Here is a 25,593-nt window from a genome sequence, read left to right on the forward strand (position 1 = left end):
ATCCAGGTAATTAAAGGCTTATTCAGCGCGGCGGGTGTTGCAGGGCTTCAGACAGCCAGCCCAATAGCTGCGTGCGTTGCTGGCGCAGGAAAAAGTGCCCGCCGTCCACCAGGCGCCAGTCGAAACCGGCCGCAGCATGCCGTTTCCAGCGGCGTGCGGCTTCCACCGTGACCAGGTGATCATCGCTGGCGGCAATCATCACCATCGGCACCGCCAGGGTCGTATCGGCGGCTACGCAGTAGCCTTCCGACAACGCACTGTCGTTACGCAGGATGGGGGTGAGGGTGCGCATCATCTGTTCATCGGCGAGGATCTGTTCCGGCGTGCCGCCCAGGTGCCGGACTTCGGCGGCGAAATCCTCCTCGCTGTAGTCCGACACCTTGCGCTGGATCGGCAAACTCGGCGCCGGGCATGCCATCAGGAACAGCAACTGCGCGTGACGGCCCTCGCGGGCCAAGGCCCGCGCTACTTCGAAGGCGACCTTGCAACCCAGGCTGCAACCCAGCAATGCCCAGGGTTTGTCAGTGTAGGGCCGGATCGCGTCGACGAGCTGGTGCACCAGTTGCGTCATGTCCTGAATGCTCGGTTCGGCGATGCGGCTTTCGCGCCCCGGCAACTGCACCGGGCACAGCTGCCACGGCCCAGGCAGTTGCCATTGGCGATACACCGAAGCGCCGCCACCGGCGTAGGGCAGGGCGAATACCTGATAGCCGCGTGCGGCGTCGGGTTGCTCCAGCGGGAACCAGCGTTCGCGGTCGGGCGCTTGGCTGGTAAATGCCGCATCCAGACGCTTGGAGCGCTCGACCAAACCGCGCGCCACCGCCGGCTCGACCAAGCCCTGTATCGGGCCTTTGCGCCACTGATAAATGCGGTAGTCAGCGGCACCGTTTTCCAAGGCATCGAACAGCGAAGAGTCCGGCGTCGCCAGGTAACGTTCCAAGTCTTCGCGCAGTTCAGGCTTGCCCAGTGTCTTCAAGGCCGCATCCAGCCGTTGCCACACGCTGGCCGGTGCCGCCCGCCGTGCCGCCCGCACCTGGCGGCTGATCGAACGCTCGCGCTCCAGCACAAAGCCCGATTGCAGCAGGGCCTGCTTGATCAAACTGACACTCTGGCCATCGAACACATCGGCATAGCAGAAATAACCACCGGGCTTGAGCAGGCGCCACACATGGGCGAAGAACGCCGGCAAGTCCCAGTAGGCGCCGGAGGATTCCAGGTTGAACACCAGGTCGGCACTCTGGCTGGCCTGGGGTAAACGGCAGGCGTCGGCGATTTGAAAACGCAGGCGCGGGTGCACATGGCGTTGGCGGCAGTAGCCGATATTCGCCGCGCTCAGGTCCACACCCAGCAAACTCGTAGGGCTGAAATAGCGCCCCATCAACGCCAGCGCACCGCCGCGACCACAGCCGATATCCACCACCTGTTTGCCGTCGAGGGGCAACCCGGCGAGGGTTTCCAGGATTAGCCGCGCGTGTGCGCCGCCAGTTTCAGCGCTACCGAGGCCGTCGGCGCTCCAATCCGCTTCGCCCGCCACCGGCACATAGCCCCAATTGAGGTACAGCGCATGTTCGGCCATCCCGGCCGCTTCCAGCACATCGGCCAGGCCTGCATAGGCACTGCGGTTGCGTTCGAGTAGGGGCGCGTCGGCTTGGGAAAAAACCGCGTTCATGGCATCTGCTCCTGCATAAAGGTCAAGGGGTCTGGACACGGCGCCGACGGTGCTGGGCGGCTGACCAGCAATGGCTGGCCGACCGCGCGCATGATGCCCAGCCAAGCCTGGCCATGGGCTTCCCACCATTGTGGTTGGTGGGCGGCGGCGTGCGGGTCCATCAACTCGTCGAGGGCGGCGTGGATCGCCTGGGTAAAGTCCTGGGTCACGGCCTGGGCGAGGCTCGGCGCATGCGCCGGGCCAAAGGTCAGTGCGGTGGGCTGGCGGTTGAAGCGGCTGGCCTGATGGGCCTCGGGGTTTAGCAGGTACGAGGCTTCAATGCCGTCCTTGGCGTAATCCGGCGCGTAGATCGGATGGCTCCACACCACCGGGCCATAGCTGTTGACCAGCGTGACCTGGCCTTCGGCGCCACCCATCGACAGGCGATGCATGACCAGGCTGTGATGGTCCGGGTCGGCCGGGTCCAGGTAGGTTTGCAGGTGCAGCACAAACGGCACGCCGGCAATGCGTCCTTGCAGCGAACGAAACGGCCACGGCTCTTGCCCCTCAGGCTCAGGCAGCGGCAAGGGCGCAGAACAACTGAATGCCCCTTGAGTGCCCGGCCCACCGAGGGCGCGCAACACGATGTCCAGGCTCGAATACAGCAATTGCAGGCTGGTGGTGATCTCCACAAACGCCGGCCGACGTTGCGCCGCGCTTTGTCGGGCGTAATCAATAAAGCGCTGTCCTGCCGGCAAGTGCGGGTAGAAGCTGTTGACGTGATAACGCCGGCCGTGCAGCGCGGCGATGCCTTGCAGGCGCGCAATGTCGGTGGGGTGCGCGGGGTGTTCCTGCAACACATGCATGCCACGTTCCAGCAAGGCCTTGGCCAGGTTCGAACCATCGCCACCGACAATCGCGCTGCGCACCACTACGCAGGCGATATCGATGCTGTCCGGCAATTGGTCGACGCTGTGGTACAGCGGCACGTGCAGGCGTTCGGCCAAGCCACGGGAGCGCGCACTGCCCCTGGCCAATATCCCGGCCAGGCGGTAGCGGCTACCCGCGTCTTGCGTGAGTGCCGCGAGGTAATGCTCGCCAAAGCGCGTGCCGCAGACGATGACATTCAGCGGCTTATGCATGGTGGCCGTCTCCCTGGAGCAGTTCGGCCAATCCTAAGTCCCACGCCTGGGGCGAGGCAGCCAAACGCTCCAGCAACCGTTGGAAGCGCTGGATCACTTGCAGGCCTTGGGCTTCCTCCAGCCGGTCCACGCGCAGATCGAGGTTGTAGAGCAACGCGCTTTCTTCTTCCAGCACCTGCAAGTGCAGGTCGGTCGAGGGTTGCGAGGCCAGTTCATAGGACGGCATGCCCAGCAGCGGGTCAGAGGTCTCCGGGATTGCATAGGTGGTGCGCACCCCCAGCAGGCTGGTCATGGCAATGCGCGGCAGGTCGTCGTAACCGTGGGCTGACAGCAAGCTTGCGCCGTCCAGCAGTTCGGCCTCCAGGCGCCGCTCCAGGGCGGCGCCTGCATCGCGGGCCAAGGCCATGAAACTCGCGCTGTGGCGCTGGAAGGGCAGCAAGGCCGTGTCGCTGGCCTCGAGCACCACATTCATGACCTGGGCATGCAGGGGTTTGCGCTCCGGGTAGTCCAGACGCAGGCTGAACGCCTCGCGCTCGGTGCACGGCATCAGCGCCACCGCATACACCGCCGCCAATACCGCCGTGGCACTCAGCCCGGCGCCCAGGCCGTGTTCCTTGAGCGCCAGCCACTGCGCCCGTGGCAAGGCTTCACGCCACACCCGGTAGCGTGCTGGTGCTGTAGCGGCCTTGATCGGCAGCGCCAACGCCGTCGGCCACTGCGCGCTCACGGCGGCATAGGCTTGGTACTGCGCGGCTTGGGCCTGGGTGTCGGCAATGGCCGACTCGACGCTGTAGTAGTCCTGTGCGCTGAATTGCAGCGCGGTGAAGCGCCGTTGCGGGTCGCTCATCCACAGGTTGATCTCACGCAGGATGATGCGCACGCTTTCGATGTCGATCAGCGTGGTGTCCAGGCGCAGGTGCAGGCGCAGGGTGTGTTCGTCGAGGCGGCTTGCGTGCCATTCGAACGGCAGCGCAGCGGGTTGAGCGGGGTAGGACAGACGTTCGCGCAACTCGGCCAAGGCCGCGTCGCGTTCGCTGATCGGCTGATTGCGCCAGTCGTACACCGGGATGTGGGTGCGCGTGCCCTGCGCCAGCCATTGCAGCTCGGCGTGCTCGTCGAGGCTGGCACGTGCCATCGGATGGCGGGCAATCAAGAGGTTCCAGGCGTGTTCGAACGCGGCCACATCGAAGCCTGCCGGTTTGTCGTATTCGACATACATCTGATGCCCCAGATCATTGACGGCCAGGCGCCGACGGCGTGCGCGCAGGCCGCTGACCTGGGTTTCGCCAGCACGGGGCAGCGCATCGCCATTGGCGGCGAGCCACTGGCCGTCGCGTTGATGCAATTCATTCAACGCCTCCCGCAAGCCGGACCAGTTGGATTTCACCGCAGGTTGTTCAACCGGGTGCAGCGATTGCACCAGGGTGTCGACAAAACGCCCGAAGGTGTTCAGCTCAAACGCCGCTTGCGCAGACAACTGCACCTGCAATTCCTGCTTGAGGGTTTCGCACAGGTCCAGCAGCAACAGCGAATCCAGGCCCAGGCGTACCAGGTTGGCTTCGTTGTCGAGGCTGGCATCGTCACAGTGCAGCAAGGTCACCAGGCGCGAACGCAGGTACGCCTGGGCCAAGGGCCGTGCTTGGTTGGCGCTGGCGGCGAGCAGGGCGGCGGTGACGTCCAACGGTGGTGGCGTTGGTGCGCCACCCAGGTGTGCCTGCACCGCCGCACACAGCGCGTCAGCGGTGTCGGCCTGGAACAGGTCCTGGGCCGACAGGCTGACCGCAAAGGTTTTGTTCAGGCGCTCGACCAAATCCAGCATCAACAGCGAATCTAGCCCCAGGTGCACCAGGCGTGTGTCGCCCTGGATTTGCGTCAGCGCACAACCGAGTACTTGGGCGATGTGTTCGCGCACGCTCAGCGCCAGCGGCGGCGTGGCTTCGATGCTCACGGCTACAGGTGGCTGATAGTCGGCAGGCAAGCACGCGGCAAACCGCCCGGTGCCGGAGGGCACCACGCGCGTCCAATCGACCTGGCACGGCATGTACATCGCGCCGTTGCCGCCCAAGGTCGCGCCCAGCAATGCCAGCCCTTGTTCGGTGCTCAGCCCAAGCATGCCGCGCTGGGCGAGTTGGGCCTTGAGACCCTGGCGTCGTTCACGGTCGATCTCACCCCAGAAGCCCCAAGCCAGCGCCACGGTTTTATGCCCTTGCTGGCTGCGATGCTGCGCCAACCCTTCCAGCTGGCCGTTGGCGAACGCATGGGCGCCTTGGCCTGCCGGGGCGAACACACTGGCGGCAGACGAGAAATACACGGTCAGCGCCGGGTTCAGGCGGCTTTCAAAACGCTGCAAGGCCAGGGCTGGAGTAAGCTTGGTCGCCAGCGTACGGGTCCAGCTGAGCGCCGAATAACGCGCCAACGGTGCATCGTCAACGACCCCGGCCAAGTGCATGACCACACCCAATGCCGGGCCTGCGGCCAGGCGCTCCAGGGCGGCGTCGAACGCCTTCGGGTCAGCGGCATCGGCGTCGGCATCCACGCTGATGTTCACGCCTTGCGCACGCAATGCATCCAGTACTTGCGCCCCGGCCTGCGAAGCCGGACGGCGGGTCAATAGGACCAAATCCCGTGCGCCTTGCTGCACCAGCCAGCGTGCGACGTTCAAGCCCAGATCACACAGGCCGCCAATCAGCACATGGCGGCCCGTCGGCAACGGCTTGGCGGCGGGAATGGCGGTCGGCACCAGGATCTGTTCGAACAGGCCGCTCGCGCGTACGGCGCACACCCGCAAGCCGTCTTGCTCACCCGACCAGAGCTGCAACAGCCTTTCGGTGAGGTGCGGCGGCGATACCTCGCCACGGTCCAATAGCAACAGCGACAGCGCCGGGTATTCCTGGCGGGCAACGCCCAGCAGCGCAGCGACGCCCGGCGCTTGCCAGTGCGGGGTCGCCTCGTTGCCGCTCACATTGAAGCCCTGCTCGGTCAGCACCGTCAGGCGCGGCGCATTGGTGGTGCCGGCCACGGCCTGTAGCAGGTTGAGCAACGCGGGGACGGGGACGTCAGCAGTGGCCGTCAGCTGCAAGCACACAGCATCGACGTTGCCCCGTTCTGCCAGCCAGGCTTGGAACGCTTCAGGGCCTGCACTGAGTGCCTCGATACTGCGGAATACGCAGCGGATATCGTGGCGATCAAACCCATCCGACAGCGCGTGCAGGTCATCAGCCTGGCTGTCGCTGATCCAGACCACGCGGCGCAGGTTCGCCGCACGGGTTGACGTGGCCAGCGGCTGCCAGCGCCATTGGTAGAGGCCGGTATCCTGCGCGTGTACATCCGCATTCTCGATGCGAAAGCCCTGTGGGTTACGGTGCAAGGTCAGGGTGTCGCGGCCATTGCCGACGGCATTGAAGAGCTGTTCGATCAGGCTGTCCACCGAGGCTGCAATGGCCACCTCTGGCCGTTGCGCCAGGATAATTTGCTCACCCAGCGCATGGGTCGGCAATTGCGCGCCGGGGAAGCCTTCGCAGCGCACAAACCCGGCAGCCCGTGCCGCCGCTTGCCAGACGCCCAGGCTTGCGAACAATTCGCCGTGGCGTCCATCGCTGTCCAGCAGCGGCGGGACCATGGGGCCGAAGACGAAATCGAACAGCTTTTTCGGCTCGGTGATTTCGCGCATCAGCAGCACGCCGCCCGGTGCGAGCAGGGTGGCCAGGCTGCCCAAAACCTGGGTCAGGTCCGGCGCGTTATGCAGCACGTTGGCCGCGATGATCAGGTCATAGCCAGCCGCTTCCAGGCCTTGGTCAGCGACCGGCGCGTTCATGTCGAACGGGCGGTACTCCATAAACGGGTAAGCACTGAACTTGGCTTTTGCGCGCTTGAGGAACAACGGCCCGATATCGGTAAAGGTGTAGCGTGCGCAGGCCTGCGGCGGCAACTGCGCAAGCACATCGCGGGTGGTGCCGCCGGTGCCGCCGCCGACTTCCAGGATGCGCAGCGGTTGCTGCTGGCGCGCCAGGCCCGCGACGGCGGCCGCCGCGACTTGGTTGAGGTACACCGAGTACGGCTGGTCCTGGTACATATGCTCGACGTCATCGGTGGCCGCGCCTGGGAACACCACGCTGACCGGATCGGCGCGCCCGCACAGCATGTCGCCCAGGCGTGGCCCGGCGCGCTCCACCAGATCGGCCAATTGCCCGTAGCCCATGTCACGCATGGTCACCAGCCACGGCGCCGGGTCGGCGAAGGCCTGGCGTTGCAGGCTGCCATAGCGTTGGTCGCGCACCGACAGCACGCCGCTGGACACCAGGTCACGCAGCAACCGCGCAAACAAGCCGCGCAAGGCGCGCGGTGCATTGGCCCGCTGCAAGCAGGCGTCTACATCCAGCCAATCCTGCTCATCTCGGAACAGGCCCAGGGCATCGAAGGCATTGCCCACGTAGGTGGCATGCAACGCGTCCACGCCTTGGGCTTCGCGGGGCAATGCCGACAGGTCCAGGCGTGCCGACAGGCGCGCGGCGGTATCGGCTGCTGCTGCGGTCATGGCCTGCCAAGGTGAATCCTGCGTGGCCGGCAGCGGCGTGCGCTGTGGTGGTTCATACCAGCAGCGTTCGCCTTCAAACGGGCAGGTGGGCAGCACCACGCGGCGCTGCGGTGCGCGGCGACCCAGCGGGTGCGCGTGCCAGTCCGGTTGCACGGCGCTCGCCAGCTGTTGCAAGGGCTGATCGGTATCCAGGCTGGCCCACAGGCGCACAGTCTCGGCCGATTGCGGCATAAAGCCTTGGTTCTGGCCTTCGGCAAACCCGTGCAGCAAGCCCATCAGCTCGCCGCGTTGGTTGCCGACCCAGATCAGGCGGTGCGGGTAGAGGCTGCGGTGATGCACGCTGGTGGCGCAGTAATCCCCCAGGCTCTGTTGCGACTCCCCGAGGCACCAGGCATGGCGGCGCGCCAATTCACGCAAGGCACTTTCACTGCGGGCGCTGAGCACCAGCAGGCACGGTTCGTCGCCATCTGCCTGCGGCTCGGTTTCGGGCGCTTGTTCCAGCACGGCGTGGCAGTTGGTGCCGCCAATGGCAAAGGCGCTCACCGCCGCACGGCGCGGCCCGCTGACTTCCGGCCAAGGCAGCAGCATCTGCGGTACGTAGAACGGGCTGCTGTCGAAGTCGATGGCCGGGTTGGGCTGCGTGTAGTGCAGGCTCGGTGGAATCTGCCCGTGGTGCAGGGCGAGGGCAGTCTTGAGGAAGCTCGCAACCCCAGCCGCCGTGTCCAGGTGACCCAGGTTGCTCTTCACCGACCCCAACGCGCAGTACTGATTGGCCTGGGTATGCCGACGCCAGGCGCGGGTCAGCGCCTGCACTTCAATCGGGTCGCCAAGGGCGGTGGCGGTGCCATGGGCTTCCACCAGATGGATACTGGCGGGGTCGACTTCGGCCAGCGACAGCGCCTCGGCAATCACCCGCGCCTGGCCTTCCGGTGACGGCGCGGTGTAGCCGGCCTTGCCGCTGCCGTCGTTGTTCACCGCCGAGCCGCGCACAATCGCCAATACCGAGTCGCCATCGGCCAGGGCCTGGTCCAGGCGCTTGAGCAAGACCACGCCAACCCCATTGCCAATCGCGGTGCCACCGGCTTGGGCGTCGAACGGACGGCAATGGCCATCGGCGGAAAAGATCATGCCCTCACGGTGGAAGTACCCCGATTCCTGGGCAAAGCCAATGCCCGCGCCGCCCGCCAGGACCATATCGGACTCGCCGCTGGCCAGTTGTTCGCAGGCCAGGTGAATGCCCACCAACGAACTGGAACACGCGGTCTGCACGGTAAAACTGGAACCGGTCAGGCCGAGTTTGTAGGAGACGCGGGTGGCCAGGTAATCCTTGTCATTGCCCACCAGCCGCGTAAAGGTCAGCGGCGAAGCGATGTCCTGCACTTTGTCAAAATGCGCAGCGCTGTAGGTGCTGAGTTTGCACGAGCCGATCACCCCGACTTTCAACGGTGCGCTCAGTTGCTCCAGCACTGCCGGCGGATAACCGGCCATTTCCAATGCTTCCCAGGCGCACATCAGGAACAGCCGCTGTTGCGGGTCGATCAATTGCGCCTCTTGCTTGGAGTAGCCGAAAAACGACCAGTCAAAGCGGTCGGCATCCGCCACCACGGCGGCGGCCGCGACGTAATCGGGGCGTTGCAGCAGCGCCGGGTCCACACCCACGCTGGAAAGGCGCTCGGCGTCGAAGCGCTCGATCTGTTCTTCGCCGTCGGCGAGCAGGCGCCAATAGTCAAAGATGTCGTTGGCCCGGGGCATACGGCAGCTGGCCGCGATCACTGCGATGGGCAGGGTGTCGCCGTAGTGGTCTTGCAGGTTGAAGCGGGTTGAAAGCGTCATGGCATCGCCTGTGGTCAAGTCGAGTCAAAATGCGCGGGGCAGGGCGCGGCGTGGTCGCCGCGCCGGGCCATCGGTCAAAGTTCGGATTTCTGGTCGCGTTTGCGGCGGCGGTCGTTGTCCAGGCGGGTGCGGCGACGCTGTTCAACGTCCAGTGACTCGACGGTTGCCGGCCCGTTGGCCGATTGCAGTGAACCCAAGTGCGCCGCCAAGGCCGCGAGGCTGGTGTGGTCGAACACGTCAGTGACCGATACCGCCAACTGCAACTGGTCCATCAACTGCCGACGCAGGCGGATCAGGTCCATGGACGAAGCGCCCAGTTCGAAGAAGTTGGTGTGCACCGGTAATTCATCGCGGCCCAGCAGTGCGCCGAGCATCTGGCTCAGGCGTTGCAACAAGGCATCGTCCGCCGCCAGTTCCACCGTTGCTGTTGCTGTCGTGCTGGCCCGTTGCGGTCGCGCCTGGTGCGCCCAGCGATTGGCCGGCAAGCTGCCTTGTACCGGTTGGCGCCAAACATTTTCATCGCTCGCCAGGCGCAGCAGCAGGTCGTGGTAGCTGGCGAACATCGCATCCAGCAAGCCGTCGGGGAACAGCGCATCCACGCTGTCCCAGTTGAACACCAGCTCGCCATCGCGCTCGACCACTTGCTGGTCGATCCACACCTGCGGGGTCTGGCTGATGCCGTAGACGAATTGCCCGAGCCAACTTTCGCCATCGTCACCCTGATTCGCCACGCCCAGGCCGCTGGTGAACACCACCGGCATCGCCACCGCTTCCAGGCGTCGGTTGCGGCGTGCCGCTTCACGCAGCACGCGCACTGCCGAGACTTGCATGTGCTCAAGGTCGGCCCAGATCTGCCGTTGCAGGGTCAGCGCCTGCTCTTCAAAGGCCCGCTCGGTATTGCCGTCAAACGCCAGCAGCACCAGCGAGGTGAAATCGCCGATCAGGTTGTCGATGTCCGCGTGCACGGCGGGGCGATTGAACAGCGTCAGGTTGAGGGTAAAGCGCCGGTCGCGGCACCAGTTGCTCAGCACTTCACCGTAGGCCGTCAGCAACAAGGCGTTGGCGGTGACGTTACGCGCACTCGCCTGGGCCTGCAGGGCTTGCCACTGGGTGGCGTCCAGACGCGCTTCACGGCGGGTGAAATGCGGCGGTGCGATCGCTGCGCCACTGACCTGCGGCAAGGCCGGGCCGGCGGGCAGGCTTGCCAGCTTGGCTTGCCAGTACTCCAGGGAGCGCTGGTAGGACGGGCGCAATTCAAGCTGTTCGGCCAACAGCACGTAGTCACGAAAGCTCGCGCTCAGCGGCGCCAGGGTTTCAGTGGGGCGACGGGCGAGGGCCGACCATTCGGCCAGCAACGTGCGCATGGAGCGCCCGTCGCAGACCAGGTTGTCGAGGCTGATAAACAAGCGCACGCGGGTGTCGCTCATCTGCGCCGCACGCACCGTGAACAGCGGCCACGTGGTGGTGTCCGGAACTTCATGAGACAGCTCCAGGCGCAGCACGCCCAGCCAGTCACTGACGCTGCCCGACGAAGCCTGGCGCAAGTCTGTGAAGGCGATGGCGTACGGCGGCACTTCTTCGAGCACCCGTTGCATGCCGTGCTCGTCGATCACCGCGCGCAGCATGTCGTGGCGCGTCACCACCTGTTGCCAAGCGCTTTCCAGGGACTGGAACGGCACGTCATCGACCTCGATTTCGGCGTACAGGTGGGTGGTGACCCCGCCCAGTTCGAAACTCTCATCGCGCCCGATCCAATAGGCTTGCTGTACATCGGTGAGCGGGAACGGCGCATACCGGTTCTGCGGGTCAGGCACCAGTGCCGGCAAGGCGTCTTCATAGGCCGGTGCCTGGGCCACGCGCTCGGCGAAGGCCGCCAATTGCGGGTGATCAAACAGGTCGGGCAGTGACACGTGGGCATTGAGTTCATGGCGCACCCGCTCGATCAGGCGCACCGCGATCAGGCTGTCGCCACCCAGGTCGAAGAACTCATCGCTGGCGTCCAGGCCTTCGATGCCCAACAGTTTTTCCCAGATCGCCACAAGGGCAGCGGGTACTTGGCCGGTTGAGCGCTGTTGCGTGTGACGTCGGCTGCCTTGGCGGCGGCTGCCGGCTTCGGCGCGGGGCAGTTGCTGGCGCATGACTTTGCCGGTGGCCGACAGCGGCAGGCGGTCCAGTTGCATCAGGCTCTGCGGCACCATATAGGCGGGCAGCAAGGTCGCCAGGTGCTCGATCAGGCGGCGCGGGGCAAAGCGCGACACCTGATCAACCTGACGCGCCAACAGCAAGTGCATGCCGGGGTTGGCGGCGTCCACGCTCAGGGCTGCGCTTTGGGCAAAGCCGGCGGCAGCAAAGGCTGCGCACCATTGTTCGGCATCCAGCAACGCCAAGCCGGTTTCACGGCGCTGGTCGGCAAAGCGCGTATAGCCGCCTTCCAGCAGGGCCACGGTGGCCAGTTGGAAATCGCTGTTACGCGTGATTTCCGGTGCGACGAGCACACCGCCAGGCGCCAACAGGCTGGAGATGCGCGCCAGCAGCGCCGGTACATCGTCGGTGCGGTGCAGGGCGTTGAAGGCGATGACCAGGTCGAACTCATGTTCGGCCATGCCTTGGCTGGCGGCCGCCTGTTCGGCATCGAACACCCGGCAGCTGAGGCTGTGGCAGGCCTGCCAACTGGCGTTGTCGAATTCGCTGCGGGCCTGATCCACCAGCAGCGCGGCGGGGTCAGTCAGGGTGTAGTCCAGCGCAGTCAGGGGCAGTTGGTTAAGCAACTCGCGGGCGGCGACACCACTGCGGGCGCCGATTTCGAGGATGCGTACCGCACGGCCCAAGTGTTCGCCACAGGTGCGGATGACTTCGGCCAAGCCCGCCAGCGTAGCGGCTGACAACGGGTTCATGCGCGTCATCTGCTCCGGCGCCAAGGTCTGGTCAGCGCCGTAGAACAGTTCCAGCGCGCTCGACTCACCGCGCAAAACCGCCAGGCGCTGCTCGGCACCACCGCGCAAACGCAGCAACACGCTGCGTGGCAGGCCGAAGCGCTCACCGGCCGGGGTCAACTCGGCCCAGTCGGCGGGCGTGGTCGGCGCCAGCGTCTGCGCCCAGGACTGCACCAGTGCGCCAAACTCGGCGCTGGGCCGTACTGCCTCAAGGCTTGGGCCCGCTGCCTGCAAGGTGTCGCGCATCATCTGTTGGCCCATGCGATCCATCAGGGCCCAGAACGCTTCAAGCGTGTCGGTATTGCCGCCAGCCATGACCTTGTGGGCGGCGTCTGTCAGGTGTGCCCAGCGCTGGCGGTTGTATTCACCATCGCTGCCGAGGGTTTCAAACAGTGGGTTGTCACCGGCATGGGGCACCACCCAGGCGGCCAAGCGCTTGTTGCCACGCGCCGGGCCGACTGCATCGACCACCGCATCGCGCACGCCAGGGTGGCGCAACATCGCGCTTTCGATTTCCCCCAGTTCGATACGGTTGCCAGCGATCTTCACCTGGAAGTCCCGGCGCCCGAGGAATTCCAGGGTGCCGTCGGCCCAATAACGCGCCAGGTCACCGGTGCGGTACAGGCGCTCGCCGTCGGGGTGTTCGATAAAGCTGGCGGCGGTCTTGGCCGGATCGTTTTCATAGCCCAGTGCCAAGCCGGTACCGGCGATGCACAGGTCGCCGGTGACGTAGTCCGGGCAGTCGCGCAGGCGGCTGTCGATCACGCGATAACGTTGGTTGGTCAGCGGGTAGCCGTACGGGATGGAAGACCAGTGTTCAGCCACCGCCTCGACGTTGAACCAATTGGACCAGATCGAGGCCTCGGTGGCGCCGCCCATGGCAACCAGGCGGGCTTGCGGGGCAGCGGCGTGCAGGCGCGGCGGCAGGTGCAGCGCAATCCAATCGCCGCTGAGCATTACTTGTTTGAGGTTGTTCAATGCAGCACCGCTGGCGGCGGCTTCGTCAAGGAACAGTTCCAGCAAGGCTGGCACCGAGTTCCACACACTGACGCCGTGACGCTGGGCCATGTCGAGCCAGTGCGCCGGGTCGCGCACGCCGCTCGGTTGTGGCAGTACCAGTGCGCCGCCGACGGCGAACAGGCCAAACATGTCGTACACCGACAGGTCGAAGTACAACGCCGAGAGGCCCAGCACGCGGTCGTTGGCGTCGATGCCGAAGCGGCGATTGATGTCGAGCACGGTGTTGACCGCGCCGCGATGATCGATCAGCACGCCTTTGGGCGTGCCGGTGGAGCCCGAGGTGTAGATCACATAGGCGTGGTCCAGCGGGTCGCGGAACACATACGGCGTTTGGTCATCCCAAGCCAGGGCGGCTTCGGGGCTGGCGTCGAGTACCGTCACAGAGAGTTGTTCGGTCATCTCTTGCACAATCGGCAGGCAGTCGCTCTGGGTCAGGATCAGCGCGATGCGGCTGCCTTGCACAATCGCCGCCAGGCGCGCTGCCGGCGTGTCGGCATCCACCGGCACATAGGCGCCGCCAGCTGCCTGAATCGCCAGGCAAGCCGCCACCTGTTCGGCGCCTTTGCGCATCACCACCGCCACCCGGTCACCGCGTTGCACGCCATGTTGCAACAGTCCTTGGGCCAGGCGGCGCGACCAACTGGCGAGCGCGGCGTAGGTCCATTGCTGGCTGTGGGTGATCAGCGCGATAGCCTGCGGGCTGCGCTCGGCCTGGGTGAAGAACAGTTGGTCCAGGCACAGTGGCGAGACCTCGGCGTCGGTCGCGTTGATCTGCTGGCGCACGGCGACTTGCGCTGCGGGTAACAAGGCGGCCACGGGCTGTTGCCACAGCTGTTCATCGTCGGCCAGGCGTTCCAGCAGGTGGTTGTAGGCCTCGAACATCGCATCCAGCACCCCCGGCTGGAACAGCGCTTCCACGGCGTCCCAGTTGTAGATCAATGCACCTTCCAGCTCGCACGCCTGGTGATCGAGCCACACTTGCGGGGTCTGGCTGATGCCATAGGTGACCGTACCCAATACGCTGGCCTCGGCGGCGCCCTTGGTGGGGTCGCTCATGCCCAGTTGGCTGGTGAACACCACCGGCATGGCGATGCTGTCCTGGCGCTCGCGGCCTCGGTTCCATTCGCGCAGCACATCCACGGCGCTAAAGGCGCGGTGTTGCAGGTGGTCGAGTACCGTGCCGTTGACCTCGGCGGCACGTTGCGCCATGCCCAGCGGGGCGCTGTAGTCCAGCGGCAGCAGGGTCACGGCGGTGAAGTCACCGAGCAGGCGTGGAACATCGGCGTGCCACGGCAGGCGGTCGAAAATCGTCAGGTTGAGGGTAAAGCGCGACTCACTGCTCCACGCCGCCAACACCTCGCCAAACACGCTGATCAACAACGAGGCCGGCGTGCAGCCAGCGTTCGCCGCAAAGTCACGCAGGCGCTGCCACACCGGCGCGCTCAAACGATGCTGGCGACGGCTGAAGGTCGGGCTGGCCTGGTGCAGGGCTTCAGTGCGCAGCGGCAATTGCGGGGCCGGTGGCAGCGCTTCGATGGCTTGCAGCCAGAACCCCTTGGCGGTGTCCCGCGCGGCACGTCGCGACTGACTGGTTTCATACTTGGCCAGCACATAGTCGCGGAACGAGATGTCGAACGGCGCAAGGCCTGCAACAGCGCTGTCGTTACCGGCGCGGTAGAGCGCGGCCAACTCTTCCCAGATGATCTGGCCGCTGGTGGCATCGTTGATCAGCATGTCGATGCCGATATGCAGGCGCACGCTGGCATCCGGCAGACGGGTCACGCGCACGTCGAACAACGGCCAGCTCGCGGCGTCCATGACCTGATGGGACATGTGCTCGCGCCAGTCGGCGCAATGGGCCTGCACCGTGGTTGCATCGGCCGTGCGCAGGTCGGCGATGCGCAGTCGATAATCGGGCACTTGGCTGAGGATGCGCTGGCGGCCGTCTTCACCGATGACGATGCGCAACGCGCCGTGGCGCTTGACCAGGGTATTCCAGCAGCGCTCCAGCAGGTCCAGGTCAAGGCCGCCTTGGGCGTCCGCTTCCAGGTAGGCGTGGCAGGCCACGCCGCCCAAGGCGTAATGGCCTTGGCGGCCGATCCAGTAGGCGTGTTGCAACTCGGTGAGGCGAAAGGGCTGCGCGGCGTTGAGCGGGTCAGCGACGATCACTTCATCGGTGGCCGGCGCCGCCTGGGCGTCGTTCGATTGCAACTGTTCCAACAGGTAGTCGGTCAGCCCGCCAGGGGTATTGCGTTCAAAAATCGCCTTGAGTTCGCAACGCACGCCCAGGCCGCTTTCGCAGCGGCGCGAGAAGTCCATCACCAGGATCGAGTCCATGCCCAGCTTGAGCAGTTCAATATGGTCTTCAAGCTGTGCCGGGGCGACCCGAAGGGTGCGCGCCAGTTCGGCAATGACAAACCCATGCACCGCCTCGCGGCGCTCAGCCGGGTTCATTTGCGCCAGGGAGCTGGCGGTGCTCAAGTCGCTGGTTGACAGCGTTTTAGCTGACTGCGCAAAGCAGCGTTCAAAGGTGCTGCTGGGGTTGTAGAGGGCAAACAGCGGCACAAATTGCTGCCAGTCGACTTCCACCGCGACCCAGGTGCCATCGGCGCTCAGGTGCGGGCGGGCAAGCAACGGACCGAGGGTCGCCAGGTAGCGCGTCGGCGCCAGGCGCTTGATACCGGCGGCGCGCAGCAGTTGCAGCAGCGAGTCATCGACTTCTGACATGCCGGCGCCGCCGCCCCACGGCCCCCAGGCCACCGCCAGGCCGGGCAAACCCTGGGCGCGACGGTTGCGAATCAGCGCATCCTGGAAGGCATTGGCGCCGCCATACGGCACTTGCAGGCGCGAGCCCCACACCCCGGAGATCGACGTGAAGCACACAAACCAGTCCAGCGCACGTTGTTGGCTGTGCTGATGCAAGTGCCAGGCGCCCGCAATTTTGGCGTGGGTGACGGTGCTGCAATCCTCTTCGGTCAGGCTGGCCAGGTCATTGAAACGGCTGGTGCCGGCGCAATGGAAGATACCGGCCAGGGTGTCGCCGTTTTGGTCGATGTGGGCAAAGGCACTGGCCACTTGCGCGGCGTCGCCGACATCGCAATCCAAATGCTCGATACGCACGCCTTGGGCGCGCAGCAGTTGCAGGCGAGCCTGCCAACCGGCGGGAGCCGCCCGCCGCGCCAGCAACAGCAGATGGCGGGCGCCGTTGGCCACCAGCCAGTCAGTGGTGTGTCGGCCCAGCGCGCCATAGGCGCCGGCAACCAGGTACACACAGTCATTGCGCACGCTGGCGCTGGCGGTCAGGTCGCTGGCCGGTTGTGGCGTGAGTCGCGGGCGCGACCAGTGGCCGTCGCGCAGGGCCAGGGTTTCTTCCTTGCCGAACACGCTCAGCAGCACCGGCAGGGCCGCAGCGATTTGCGCCACCAGGGCGTTGTCGTCAAGCGCCGCCGCCAGGTCCAGTTGTAGCCATTGCGGCCCGGCGTACTCCAGGGACAGCGGCCGCGAGGCACCGGACAGCGCTGCCTGCAACGGGTCGCACGGCTGGCCATCGAGGCTTTGCGCGGCCAGGGTCGGCAGCACGATGCGCGGCTTCTTGCCCGCACGTTGCAGGCTGCGCACGCATTCGGTCAGGTGCCAGACGTGCCGCGAAGCCAGTACGGCATCGGCGTCCGTGGCCTGGGCGCGAACCCCACACAGGTAAATCAGCAGGTCCTGGTCCTGCACGTGCGCCGCTTCTGCGTGCCATTGTTGTGGCGAGAGGTTGTGCACGCTGTGCCCGGCGTGTTCCAGCTGAGCCATCAGCCGATTGCCCAGGCTGGCGTCGTCGGCGACCAACCAGCACACCGGTGTGGCTGTGTCACATTGGGGGGCAAACGTCTCCCATTGCAGGCGGTACAGGTCCACCGGATGGGCCGCCGCACGTTGCGGCTGCGGTTGCAGGGGCAGGGGTATACGCGGGGCGTCTTCGTCGTATTCCAGCCAGTAGCTCTGGCGATCGAATGGGTAGCGCGGCAGTTGGCGCGCGGATGCCTGAGCGCCGGGCCACAGGGCATCGAGGTCGAATGCCTGGCCGCTGTGGTACAGGCTCGCGCAGGCTTCCAACACGCTGCGCAGGTCTTCACCGCCACGCCGCAGGCTGGCGACACAACTGACGGGGTGCGGCCATTGCTGGCTTTGCTGATTGCGCTGGGCCATGGCGCCCAGCACCGCGTGGGCGCCGATTTCCAACAGCACGTCGCAATCTGCCGCTGCCCGTTCCAGGGCCTGGGCAAAACGCACCGGCTGGCGCGCATGGGCGACCCAGTAGTCCGCGTCCGGCGCTTGCAGCAAGGGCTCGCCGCTGAGGGTGGAAATCACCGCAACCTGCGGCGCCAGCCCTTGCACTGTGCTGCACGCCTCACGCCACGCGTCGAGCATCGGCACCAGCAACGGCGAGTGAAACGCGTGGGACACCGCCAGTTCGCGGCTATGCCGGCCCTGGCTTTCCAACGCGCTGCGCAGCTGTTCGATGGCGGCGCGACTGCCGGAAAACACCACATCCTGCGGGCCGTTGATGGCGGCAATCGACACCTGTTCGGCCAATGCAGGCGGCAGGTTGGCCAGGCACGCCTCTGCCTCGGCCTGGGGCAGCATGGCGGCGAGCATGCTCCCGGATTCTTGCAGCGCTTGCATCAGCGCACCGCGCTGGACGATCAGGCGGGCGGCGTCGGCGAGTGTCAATGAACCGGCGATGACCATCGCCGCGAACTCGCCAATGGAGTGGCCGACCATCAACGCCGGCGTCACCCCCAAACCTTGCCACATCGTCGCCAGGGCATAGCCGGTGGCAAACAGCGCGGGCTGGGCCATGGCGGTCTGGCGCAGGCGTTCTTCTGCGTCGACGTCATGCATCAGCGCGATGATCGATTCACCCAGGTGGGGCTGGAGCGCAGCGTCCACCGCCTCCAGCGCCTGGCGGAACAACGGTTGGCGCGCATACAAACCAGCGGTCATCCCGGCGTATTGCGAACCTTGGCCGGTGAACAGGAAGCCGACTCGCGGCGCACGCGCTACCGGCTCGTCCAGTTGCGGCGCACTGGCCACGCGGTGCAGGGCTTCGCGCAGCTCAGAGGCGTGGCTGGCGACCAGGGCGATGCGGTATTCGTGGGCATCGCGGCGGTGAGCCATGGCATTGGCCAACGCCGAAAGGTTGCACGGTTGCGCCAACGCGCTGTGATAGGCCGTGGCCAGTTGGCGCAGGGACTTTTCGCTGCGCGCCGACAGTACAAACAGGGCCGGGGCTTCGCTGTCTGAGGCGGTTGGCGCAGGAGCGGCGGCCGGTGCCTGTTCGAGGATGATGTGCGAGATGGTCCCGGCAAAACCGTAGGAGGTCACCCCGGCGCGGCGAATGGCCTGGCGCAGCGGCCACGGCGACAAGGTGGTAGGCACATGCGCGGGGATCGTCGCGAGGTTGACCAGCGGGTTGATCTGCTGCAACGCCACGGCTGCGGGAATCAAGCCGTGCTCCAGGGCCAGCACGGTCTTGACGATCCCGGCAGCACCGGCGGCGGCTTCCAAGTGGCCGATATTGGTCTTGACCGAGCCGAGCCACAGCGGGTCATCCTCGGCACGGCCCTTGAACACATCGGCCACCGATTGGTACTCGATCGGGTCACCCAGGCGCGTGCCGGTGCCGTGCAGTTCTACATAGTCGATGTCGTCGGGCACCAGGTTGGCGCTGCTCAGCGCCCGTTGCAGCAGGCGTCGCTGGGCATCGCCATTGGGTGCCGACAGGCTGCTGCCGGCGCCGTCCTGGCGCACCGTGGTGCCACGGATCACCGCACGCACTTCATCGCCGTCGGCCAGGGCGTCGCTGAGGCGCTTGAGCACCAGCACCACGCAGCCTTCGCCGCGCACATAACCGTCGGCGCTGGCGTCGAGGGTCTTGCAGCGGCCGTCCAGGGCGAGCATGCCAGCCTTGTGCAGCACGTGGTCGACTTCCGGAAGCAGTTGCAGCTTGACCCCGGCCGACAAGGCCATGCCGCACTCGCCGGCACGCAGGCTCTGCACCGCCAGGTGCAAGGCGCTGTGGGAGGCCGAGCACGCCGTGTCCACCGCCATCGACGGGCCTTCCCAACCGAAGGTGTACGACAACCGCCCGCAGGCCGCGGCAAACGAGGTGCCGGTGCCCCAATAGGCGTCGAAGTGGCTGTCCTCGCCGCTGATAAACGGGATATGCCCGTAGTCGCCGGTGCCGATGCCCACAAACACCGCGCTGTCGCTGCTGCGCAAGCGGGTGGGGCGCAAACCGGCGTCTTCCAGCGCATGCCAGGCGGTTTCCAGCAACAGGCGCTGCTGCGGGTCGGTGTTCATCGACTCTCGCGGGGACATGCCAAAGAACGCCGCATCAAACTGGTCGACTGCATTGAGATAGGCGCCGAAGCCGGGAATGTCCGTGGGCGTGCGAAAGCGTTCGGAGGGCATCGGGCGGATCGCGCAGCCAGCGGTGTGCAGCAGGTTCCAGAAGGCCTCGTCGGTGTTGGCGTCTTGGCCATTGGCACCGGGCAAACGGAAAGCCATGCCGATGATCGCAATCGGCGCCTGGGGAGCGGCGGGTGGTTGCTCACGCAGTGTCGTGGGTTCGGCTTGAACCTCGGGGCTCAGTTGCTTGAGCAGCCAGGCGGCAAGTTGGTTGAGGGTCGGCTGTTCGAACAACACCTCTTCGGCCACCGCGAGGCCCCACGCCTGCGCCGTCAGTGCACCGAGGCGCACGGCAGACAAGGAGTCCAGGCCATAGTTGAACAGGCTGGCATCGGGTGCTATGGCGCGTGCGGCGATGGTGCCGAGGGTGGCGGCGGTTTGCTCGGCCAGCCAGGCCACCAGGTGAGCGTGTTGGGCTTGCGGGGTCAACGCCTGCAACGCCGCCAGCTGTGGGTTGGCCTGGGGCACATTGCCTTGCGCATCGACCCACAGGGTTTGCAGCTCACCGGCCAAATAGGCTTCACGCACCGCACGGCGACGCACTTTGCCACTGGTGGTACGTGGCAGGGTGCCTTTGCGAATCAGCACCACCACCTGGGTTGCCAGTTGATGTTCTTGGGCAATTGCGCCGCGCACCTGGGCGGCGATTGCCTGGTAGACCTGCGCATCGTCGCCGGCCTGCTTGAGGGTTTCCTGGACGACGACCAGGCCCTCGCACTCATCATCGCCTTGCAGGGCAATGCTGAACGCCGCGCCGCTTTCGGCGACGTTGGCAGCGTGGGCCGTGCCGCTGGTGACTTCAATATCGTTGGGGTAATGGCATTGGCCGCGAAACAGCAGCATGTCCTTGAGGCGTCCGGTCACATACAGGTGGCCGTCGTGCAGGAAGCCCAGGTCGCCGGTGCGCAGAAACTCACGGCCCGGCGCCTCGGGGGTGTGGGCCTTGAACAGTTGCTGGTTCAACTCGGCCTTGTCCCAATAGCCGCCAGCAATGCACGGCCCGCTGATCCAGATTTCGCCCACATGACGCTCGGCCAGCGTGGCATGGCTGTCAGGGTCGACGATGCGTACGTCCTGCCCGTCGTAGGCGCTGCCATTGCTGACATAGCGTCGCCAGCCTGGCGCTACGGGCCTCGATGCGGCCGGTTGGACGATGGCGTCACCGTGTGCCAACGCGCTTGTCTCGACGTCGATCTGGGTCACAGGCCCGTCTTCAACGCTGGCGCTGACCAGCAAGGTGGCTTCGGCCAGGCCATACGCCGGCTTGATGGCATGGGCGGCGAGGCCGTAGGCGCCAAACGCCGCCTGGAACGCCTGGATTTGGCTGGGCAACACCGGTTCAGCGGCAGGCATGACGCAGCGCAGGCTGGAAAGGTCGAGCTGCGCCAGGCGTTGCGGGGTGGCCAGCGCCGCTTGTTCGGCACACAGGCGCAAGGCGAAGCTCGGGCACGGCAGTGCAGTGGCGCGCTCGGCGCTGGCGACTTCCAGCCAGCGCAACGGGTCGGCCATAAAAGCCATGGGCGACATGTACACCGCCCGATTACCGTAGGCCAGCGGCAACAGGATGCCCATGATCAGGCCCAGGTCATGGAACAACGGCAACCAGCTGACCACGGCGGTGTCTTGGGGGGCGCGGTCCTGGGGGCGGGTGAGCTGAGCGAGAAATTGCAGGTTGCGCAGCAGCGCGCCATGCAGGTTGACCACGCCCTTGGGTTCGCCGGTGGAGCCCGAGGTGTATTGCAGGAATGCAGTGGACTCGCCACTCAGCGGCGGGTGGACCCAGGCGCCCGGATCACTGGCCAACTCATCGGTGTGCAGGATCTGCAACTGATGCTGCGCCGCAAAGGCGTGCAGGTCATCGCTACAGCTCTGGTGAATGCCACGGCTGGTGATCACTGCCGTCGCCCGGCAATCGCGGGTGATGTCCGCGACTTTAGGCAATACGCGCCGCACGCGGCTGACACCCGGCAGGTTGACCGGCACGCCGATCACCCCGGCATACAGGCAGCCGAGCAGGGCGATCACGTAGTCGATACCGGAGGGGAACAGGATCAGTGCGGTCTGGCCGCCAAGGCCCTGCTGCTGCAACTGCGCGGCGCAGGCACGCACCTGGCGCGACAGCTCGCTGTAACTTAGGCGCAGGTCCGGCCCGCCGGGTTTGCCGACAAAGCACAGGGCCTCGTGATGAGGTTGGTGCTGGGCGTGGTGTTCGATGCAATCAACCAGGGTCGCGTAGTGGGCCAGGGTTTCAACCGTACGGATAGTCATGGTGGTTTCCTTTGAATGCCTGCCTGTTGCGCCGCCCCATTTCGGGGTAGGCGATCGATCCTTTCGTCAACGGCCGGATACGGGGCGGCCGTTCACTCAAACTGAATAAACTCAGGGGTGCAGCGCGGGGGTGTTACGGGGTGCTTAGCCCAACGGCGGTGCCGCCGCACGCAAGCGCCATTGGCGAGTGCTGTGTTGCTGGGCCCAGAAGTGCGCGTAGAGCCCCGCACGGTCGAGCAGTTGTGAGTGGGTGCCGTGTTCCTTCACGCGGGTGTGCTCCAGGACCAGAATCTGGTCAACGTCAGTCAGGGTGTAAAGGCGATGGGCGATAACGATCACGGTCTTGCCGCGCATCAGCGCCGACAGTGCCTGGCGGATTGCGCTTTCATTCTCGGCATCAAGCGAGGCGGTGGCTTCGTCGAGGATCACGATGGGCGCGTCCTTGAGCAAGGCGCGGGCGATGGACAGCCGCTGGCGTTCACCACCGGAAAGCGCCTGGGCCGTGGTCAGTTGGGTGTCGTAGCCCTCGGGCAGGGCCATGATGAAGTCGTGGCAGCAGGCGGCGCGGGCGGCGGCGATCAACTCGTCGTCGCTGGCCTGGGGCCGGCCGATGCGTAGGTTGTTGGCGATGCTGTCGTTGAACAAATGGGTGTCCTGGAACACAAACGCGATGCAGGCCAGCAGGTCGTCCTGGCGCATGTCGCGCACATCCACGCCACCCACCAGCACCTGGCCGCTGTCGGCGTCGTGAAAACGCGCCAGCAGCTGTGCGAGGGTGGTTTTGCCTGAGCCGCTTTCGCCGACCAACGCGGTGACCGTGCCGGCGGCGGCCTTGAAGGAGATGTCGGTAAGGGTCGCCAGGCCCGGTTCGTGGCTGAACGACAGGTTGCGCACTTCGATGTCGTAGCGTTGCGGCACTTGCGGTTGGGCAGGCTCTGGCAGGCACGGCTCATTGAGCAGGGCCTGGATGCGTTCGAAGCTCTTTTCGTAGAACGCCAGTTGCGCCAGCAGGGTCGCCGACTCACTCATCATGCTGAAAAACCGGTGGCCCATGATCAACATCATGATCAGCAGCGCCTGGGACAATTCGCCTTGCACTGCCAGGTACACCGAGCACGCCAGCAGCGCGAGGAACCCGAACTCCAGCAACACCGAGAAGCCGATGGCCAGCAGGCCCGCGATGATTTCGATGCGAATCGACAGGCTTCGCAAGGTGTGCATGGCGGCCTGGATATCGCCGAATCGTTCGATCGACAGGCCAAACGCGCGGATCACCTTGATGCCCTGCACGAACTCCAGCAAGCGGCTGCCGACTTCGGCTTTTTGTGCGAGCTTGGCGCGGCCCAGAGCCTGGAAGCGTTTCTTCAGCAGGCGAATCAAACCGCCACCGAGGGCGGCGCAGGCCAGGGTCAACAGGCCCAGGCGCCAATCGATCAGCATCATCAACGCCGCCGTCAGCGCAGCAATGCCCAGGCGCCCGAACAGTTCGCCGGTCAGGTGGGTGAAGGCTTCTTCGACATGGGTGGCGTTTTCGCCGAGCACGGCGGTGAGGTCACCGGTCTGGCGCCGGGTGTAGAAGCCCAGCGGTAGCTTGCGCAGGTGTTCGGCCACTTGCAGGCGCAGGTCGCAGAGCATGCCGGTGCCGCCGATAAAACCACCGACGTTCGAGGCCACGTTGCACACCAGTTGCAGGCCCAGGCTCACCAGCAGAATCAGGCTTAGCCACAGCAGCAGATGCAGGTCAAAGGTGGCGCTGAACATGCGTTGCAGCGCGACATACAGCACGCCATAGGGCACGGTGGCGAACAGCGCTTCGGCCATGCGCCAGGCAATCGCCTGCCAGACCTTGCGGTTATCGACGCTGTGGGTGATGCGGAACACCGCGAGCAACAGGTTCATGGGGTGATGTCCTCCAGCGGTTGGCGGGCCGGGTGAGTAGGCGTGGGGTGGCTGCTGATGCGCCACTCACTGTGGGTTTGCTGCAACTGCCAGAGGTGCGCGTACAGCTCGCTGTGTTGCAGCAACTCGGCATGGCGTGCGTTGGCCTGCAAGCGGCCCTGGTCAAACAGCAGGATCTGGTCAGCTTCAACGATGGTGCTCAAGCGGTGTGCAATGACGATCACCGTGCGGGTGCGGGTCAGCGTGGCGATGGCTTCGAGGATCTGCGCCTCGTTGAGCGGGTCGGCAAACGCCGTGGCTTCATCGAGCACGATGATCGGCGCGTCCTTGATCAGCGCGCGGGCAATCGACAGGCGCTGTTTTTCCCCGCCGGACAGGCGTGCGCCGCGCTCGCCCAGTACGGTGTGATAGCCCTGGGGCAAGCGCTGGATAAATTCGTGGGCCTGGGCGGCCTTGGCGGCTTCGATCACTTGCGCCTCATCGAGGTCGGTGCGGCCCAGGCGGATGTTTTCCAGCACGCTGTGGTTGAACAGGAACACGTCCTGCATCACGTAGGCGATTTGTTGGTGCACGTCGCCCAGGCTCATGGCGCGAACGTCCTGGCCATTGAGGCGGATGGTGCCGCTGCTGGCGTCCCAGAAACGCACCATCAATTGCGCCACGGTGGATTTGCCGGCGCCGCTGGGACCGACGATGGCGGTGAGGCTGCCGCGTGGCAGGCTGAAGCTGACGTTGTGCAGCACCTCGTTCTGGTCGTAGGCAAAACTGACGTTTTCAAAGCTCAGCGCCGGGCAGTCGTATGGATCGGCCGGTGGCGCCTGTTGCAGTTGCACCAGTTGTGGGGCCTGCATCAGCGCCTGGATGCGGTTGTTTGCCGCTTCCACCAGGCGCAGCAGGTTGCCGAAGAACGCCAATTGGAACAGCGGCCGTGTAATGCCCAAGCCCAATAGCAGGCACAGGGCGAACAGTTGCAGCGACAGCGTGCCGTGCAGGTAGAAGTAACCCCCGGCCGGCAAAATAAACAGGGTGTTGGCTGCGATCACCACGGTAAACGCCGACCAGCCCGGTACGGTGGTTTGCACCATGCGGCCGATCACCGAGCGGTAGGCGTTGATGGCCTGGGTCAGTCGGCTGGAAACCGTCGCGCCCTGGTGGTAGGTCTTGAGCACGGCAATGCCCTCAACGTAGTCCACGATGGTCGCCGACAGGTTGGCGTTGGTCTCGGCGTAGTCGGCCATGATCTGCGGGATGCGCTTCCACAACAGCAGTTGCACGGCCACCGCCAGCGGCACGGTGATCAGCGTCACCAGCGCCATGCGCCAGTCAAACCAGAACAGCGCCACGGCACTGGCCAACGGCAGGGCTGCGGCGGCCACGCTGTCGGTGAGGTGGTGGGCGATAAACTGTTCGAGGCGGTCGATGTCTTCGCGCAGCACTTGGTTGGCGATCGCACTGGTGCGTGCGGTGATCCAGCCCAGCGGCAGCAGGCTCAGTTGGTTGGCGAGTGCCAGGCGCAGGTCGAAGAGGATGTCGAACGCCGCCAGGTGGGCGAGCACGCCACCGGCAATCAACAGCACCCAGCGCAACAGCATGGCCGCCGCGCCCCAGGCGAGGATCGGCCACAGTTGTTCGAGGGACGCGCCAGGGCCTTGGGCGAATAGCATCAGCACCCAGTAGATCACCAGCAACGGGGTGATCGACAGCACGCTGCTCAGGCCGGCGCACAGGCTGGCAACGGTTAAACGCGCGCGATGGCGGCCGGCCAACGCCAGCACGCCGCCGAGGCCTTTGGGGGCGGGTGGTGCCGTGCTGTCTTCTGAGGCGGTGTGTTCGGTCATGGAAACTCCTTGGGCTTGA

At 65.6% G+C, this 25,593-nt stretch carries 6 protein-coding genes; all 6 read right to left on the bottom strand.

Features of this window, described 5'->3' with window-relative positions; all coding sequences use genetic code 11:
• Positions 1–22: 22 nt before the first annotated feature.
• Positions 23–1,669, bottom strand: a complete 1,647-nt coding sequence (locus ACLD1Y_RS03305) for a thioesterase domain-containing protein (RefSeq protein ID WP_429475435.1) — start codon at positions 1,667–1,669, stop codon at positions 23–25.
• Positions 1,666–2,790 carry a Gfo/Idh/MocA family oxidoreductase gene (locus ACLD1Y_RS03310; protein WP_429475437.1) on the bottom strand — a complete coding sequence of 375 codons (1,125 nt, stop codon included), beginning with the start codon at positions 2,788–2,790 and terminating at the stop codon, positions 1,666–1,668. The genes ACLD1Y_RS03305 and ACLD1Y_RS03310 overlap by 4 nt, the downstream gene beginning before the upstream one ends.
• Positions 2,783–9,157, bottom strand: coding sequence for a beta-ketoacyl synthase N-terminal-like domain-containing protein (locus tag ACLD1Y_RS03315; protein ID WP_429475438.1), 6,375 nt, complete (start codon positions 9,155–9,157; stop codon positions 2,783–2,785). The genes ACLD1Y_RS03310 and ACLD1Y_RS03315 overlap by 8 nt, the downstream gene beginning before the upstream one ends.
• 74 nt (positions 9,158–9,231) lie before the next feature.
• Positions 9,232–21,837, bottom strand: a complete 12,606-nt coding sequence (locus ACLD1Y_RS03320) for an amino acid adenylation domain-containing protein (protein ID WP_429475440.1) — start codon at positions 21,835–21,837, stop codon at positions 9,232–9,234.
• Positions 21,838–21,981: 144 nt separating this feature from the next.
• The gene (locus ACLD1Y_RS03325; RefSeq protein WP_429475442.1) at positions 21,982–23,736 is read right to left on the bottom strand and encodes an ABC transporter ATP-binding protein; all 1,755 of its coding nucleotides are present in this window, start codon (positions 23,734–23,736) and stop codon (positions 21,982–21,984) included.
• Positions 23,733–25,574, bottom strand: coding sequence for an ABC transporter ATP-binding protein (locus ACLD1Y_RS03330; protein WP_429475444.1), 1,842 nt, complete (start codon positions 25,572–25,574; stop codon positions 23,733–23,735). Before ACLD1Y_RS03330 ends, ACLD1Y_RS03325 begins: the two co-directional genes overlap by 4 nt.
• Positions 25,575–25,593 lie beyond the last annotated feature (19 nt).

Source organism: Pseudomonas sp. 18175 (assembly GCF_050432925.1).
Lineage (GTDB): Bacteria > Pseudomonadota > Gammaproteobacteria > Pseudomonadales > Pseudomonadaceae > Aquipseudomonas.

Bases quoted from the DNA above. Each gene is read 5' to 3' on its own strand.
- ACLD1Y_RS03315 (WP_429475438.1), bottom strand. From the start codon at position 9,157: ATGACGCTTTCAACCCGCTTCAACCTGCAAGACCACTACGGCGACACC.
- ACLD1Y_RS03330 (WP_429475444.1), bottom strand. From the start codon at position 25,574: ATGACCGAACACACCGCCTCAGAAGACAGCACGGCACCACCCGCCCCC.
- ACLD1Y_RS03310 (WP_429475437.1), bottom strand. From the start codon at position 2,790: ATGCATAAGCCGCTGAATGTCATCGTCTGCGGCACGCGCTTTGGCGAG.
- ACLD1Y_RS03325 (WP_429475442.1), bottom strand. From the start codon at position 23,736: ATGAACCTGTTGCTCGCGGTGTTCCGCATCACCCACAGCGTCGATAAC.
- ACLD1Y_RS03320 (WP_429475440.1), bottom strand. From the start codon at position 21,837: ATGACTATCCGTACGGTTGAAACCCTGGCCCACTACGCGACCCTGGTT.
- ACLD1Y_RS03305 (WP_429475435.1), bottom strand. From the start codon at position 1,669: ATGAACGCGGTTTTTTCCCAAGCCGACGCGCCCCTACTCGAACGCAAC.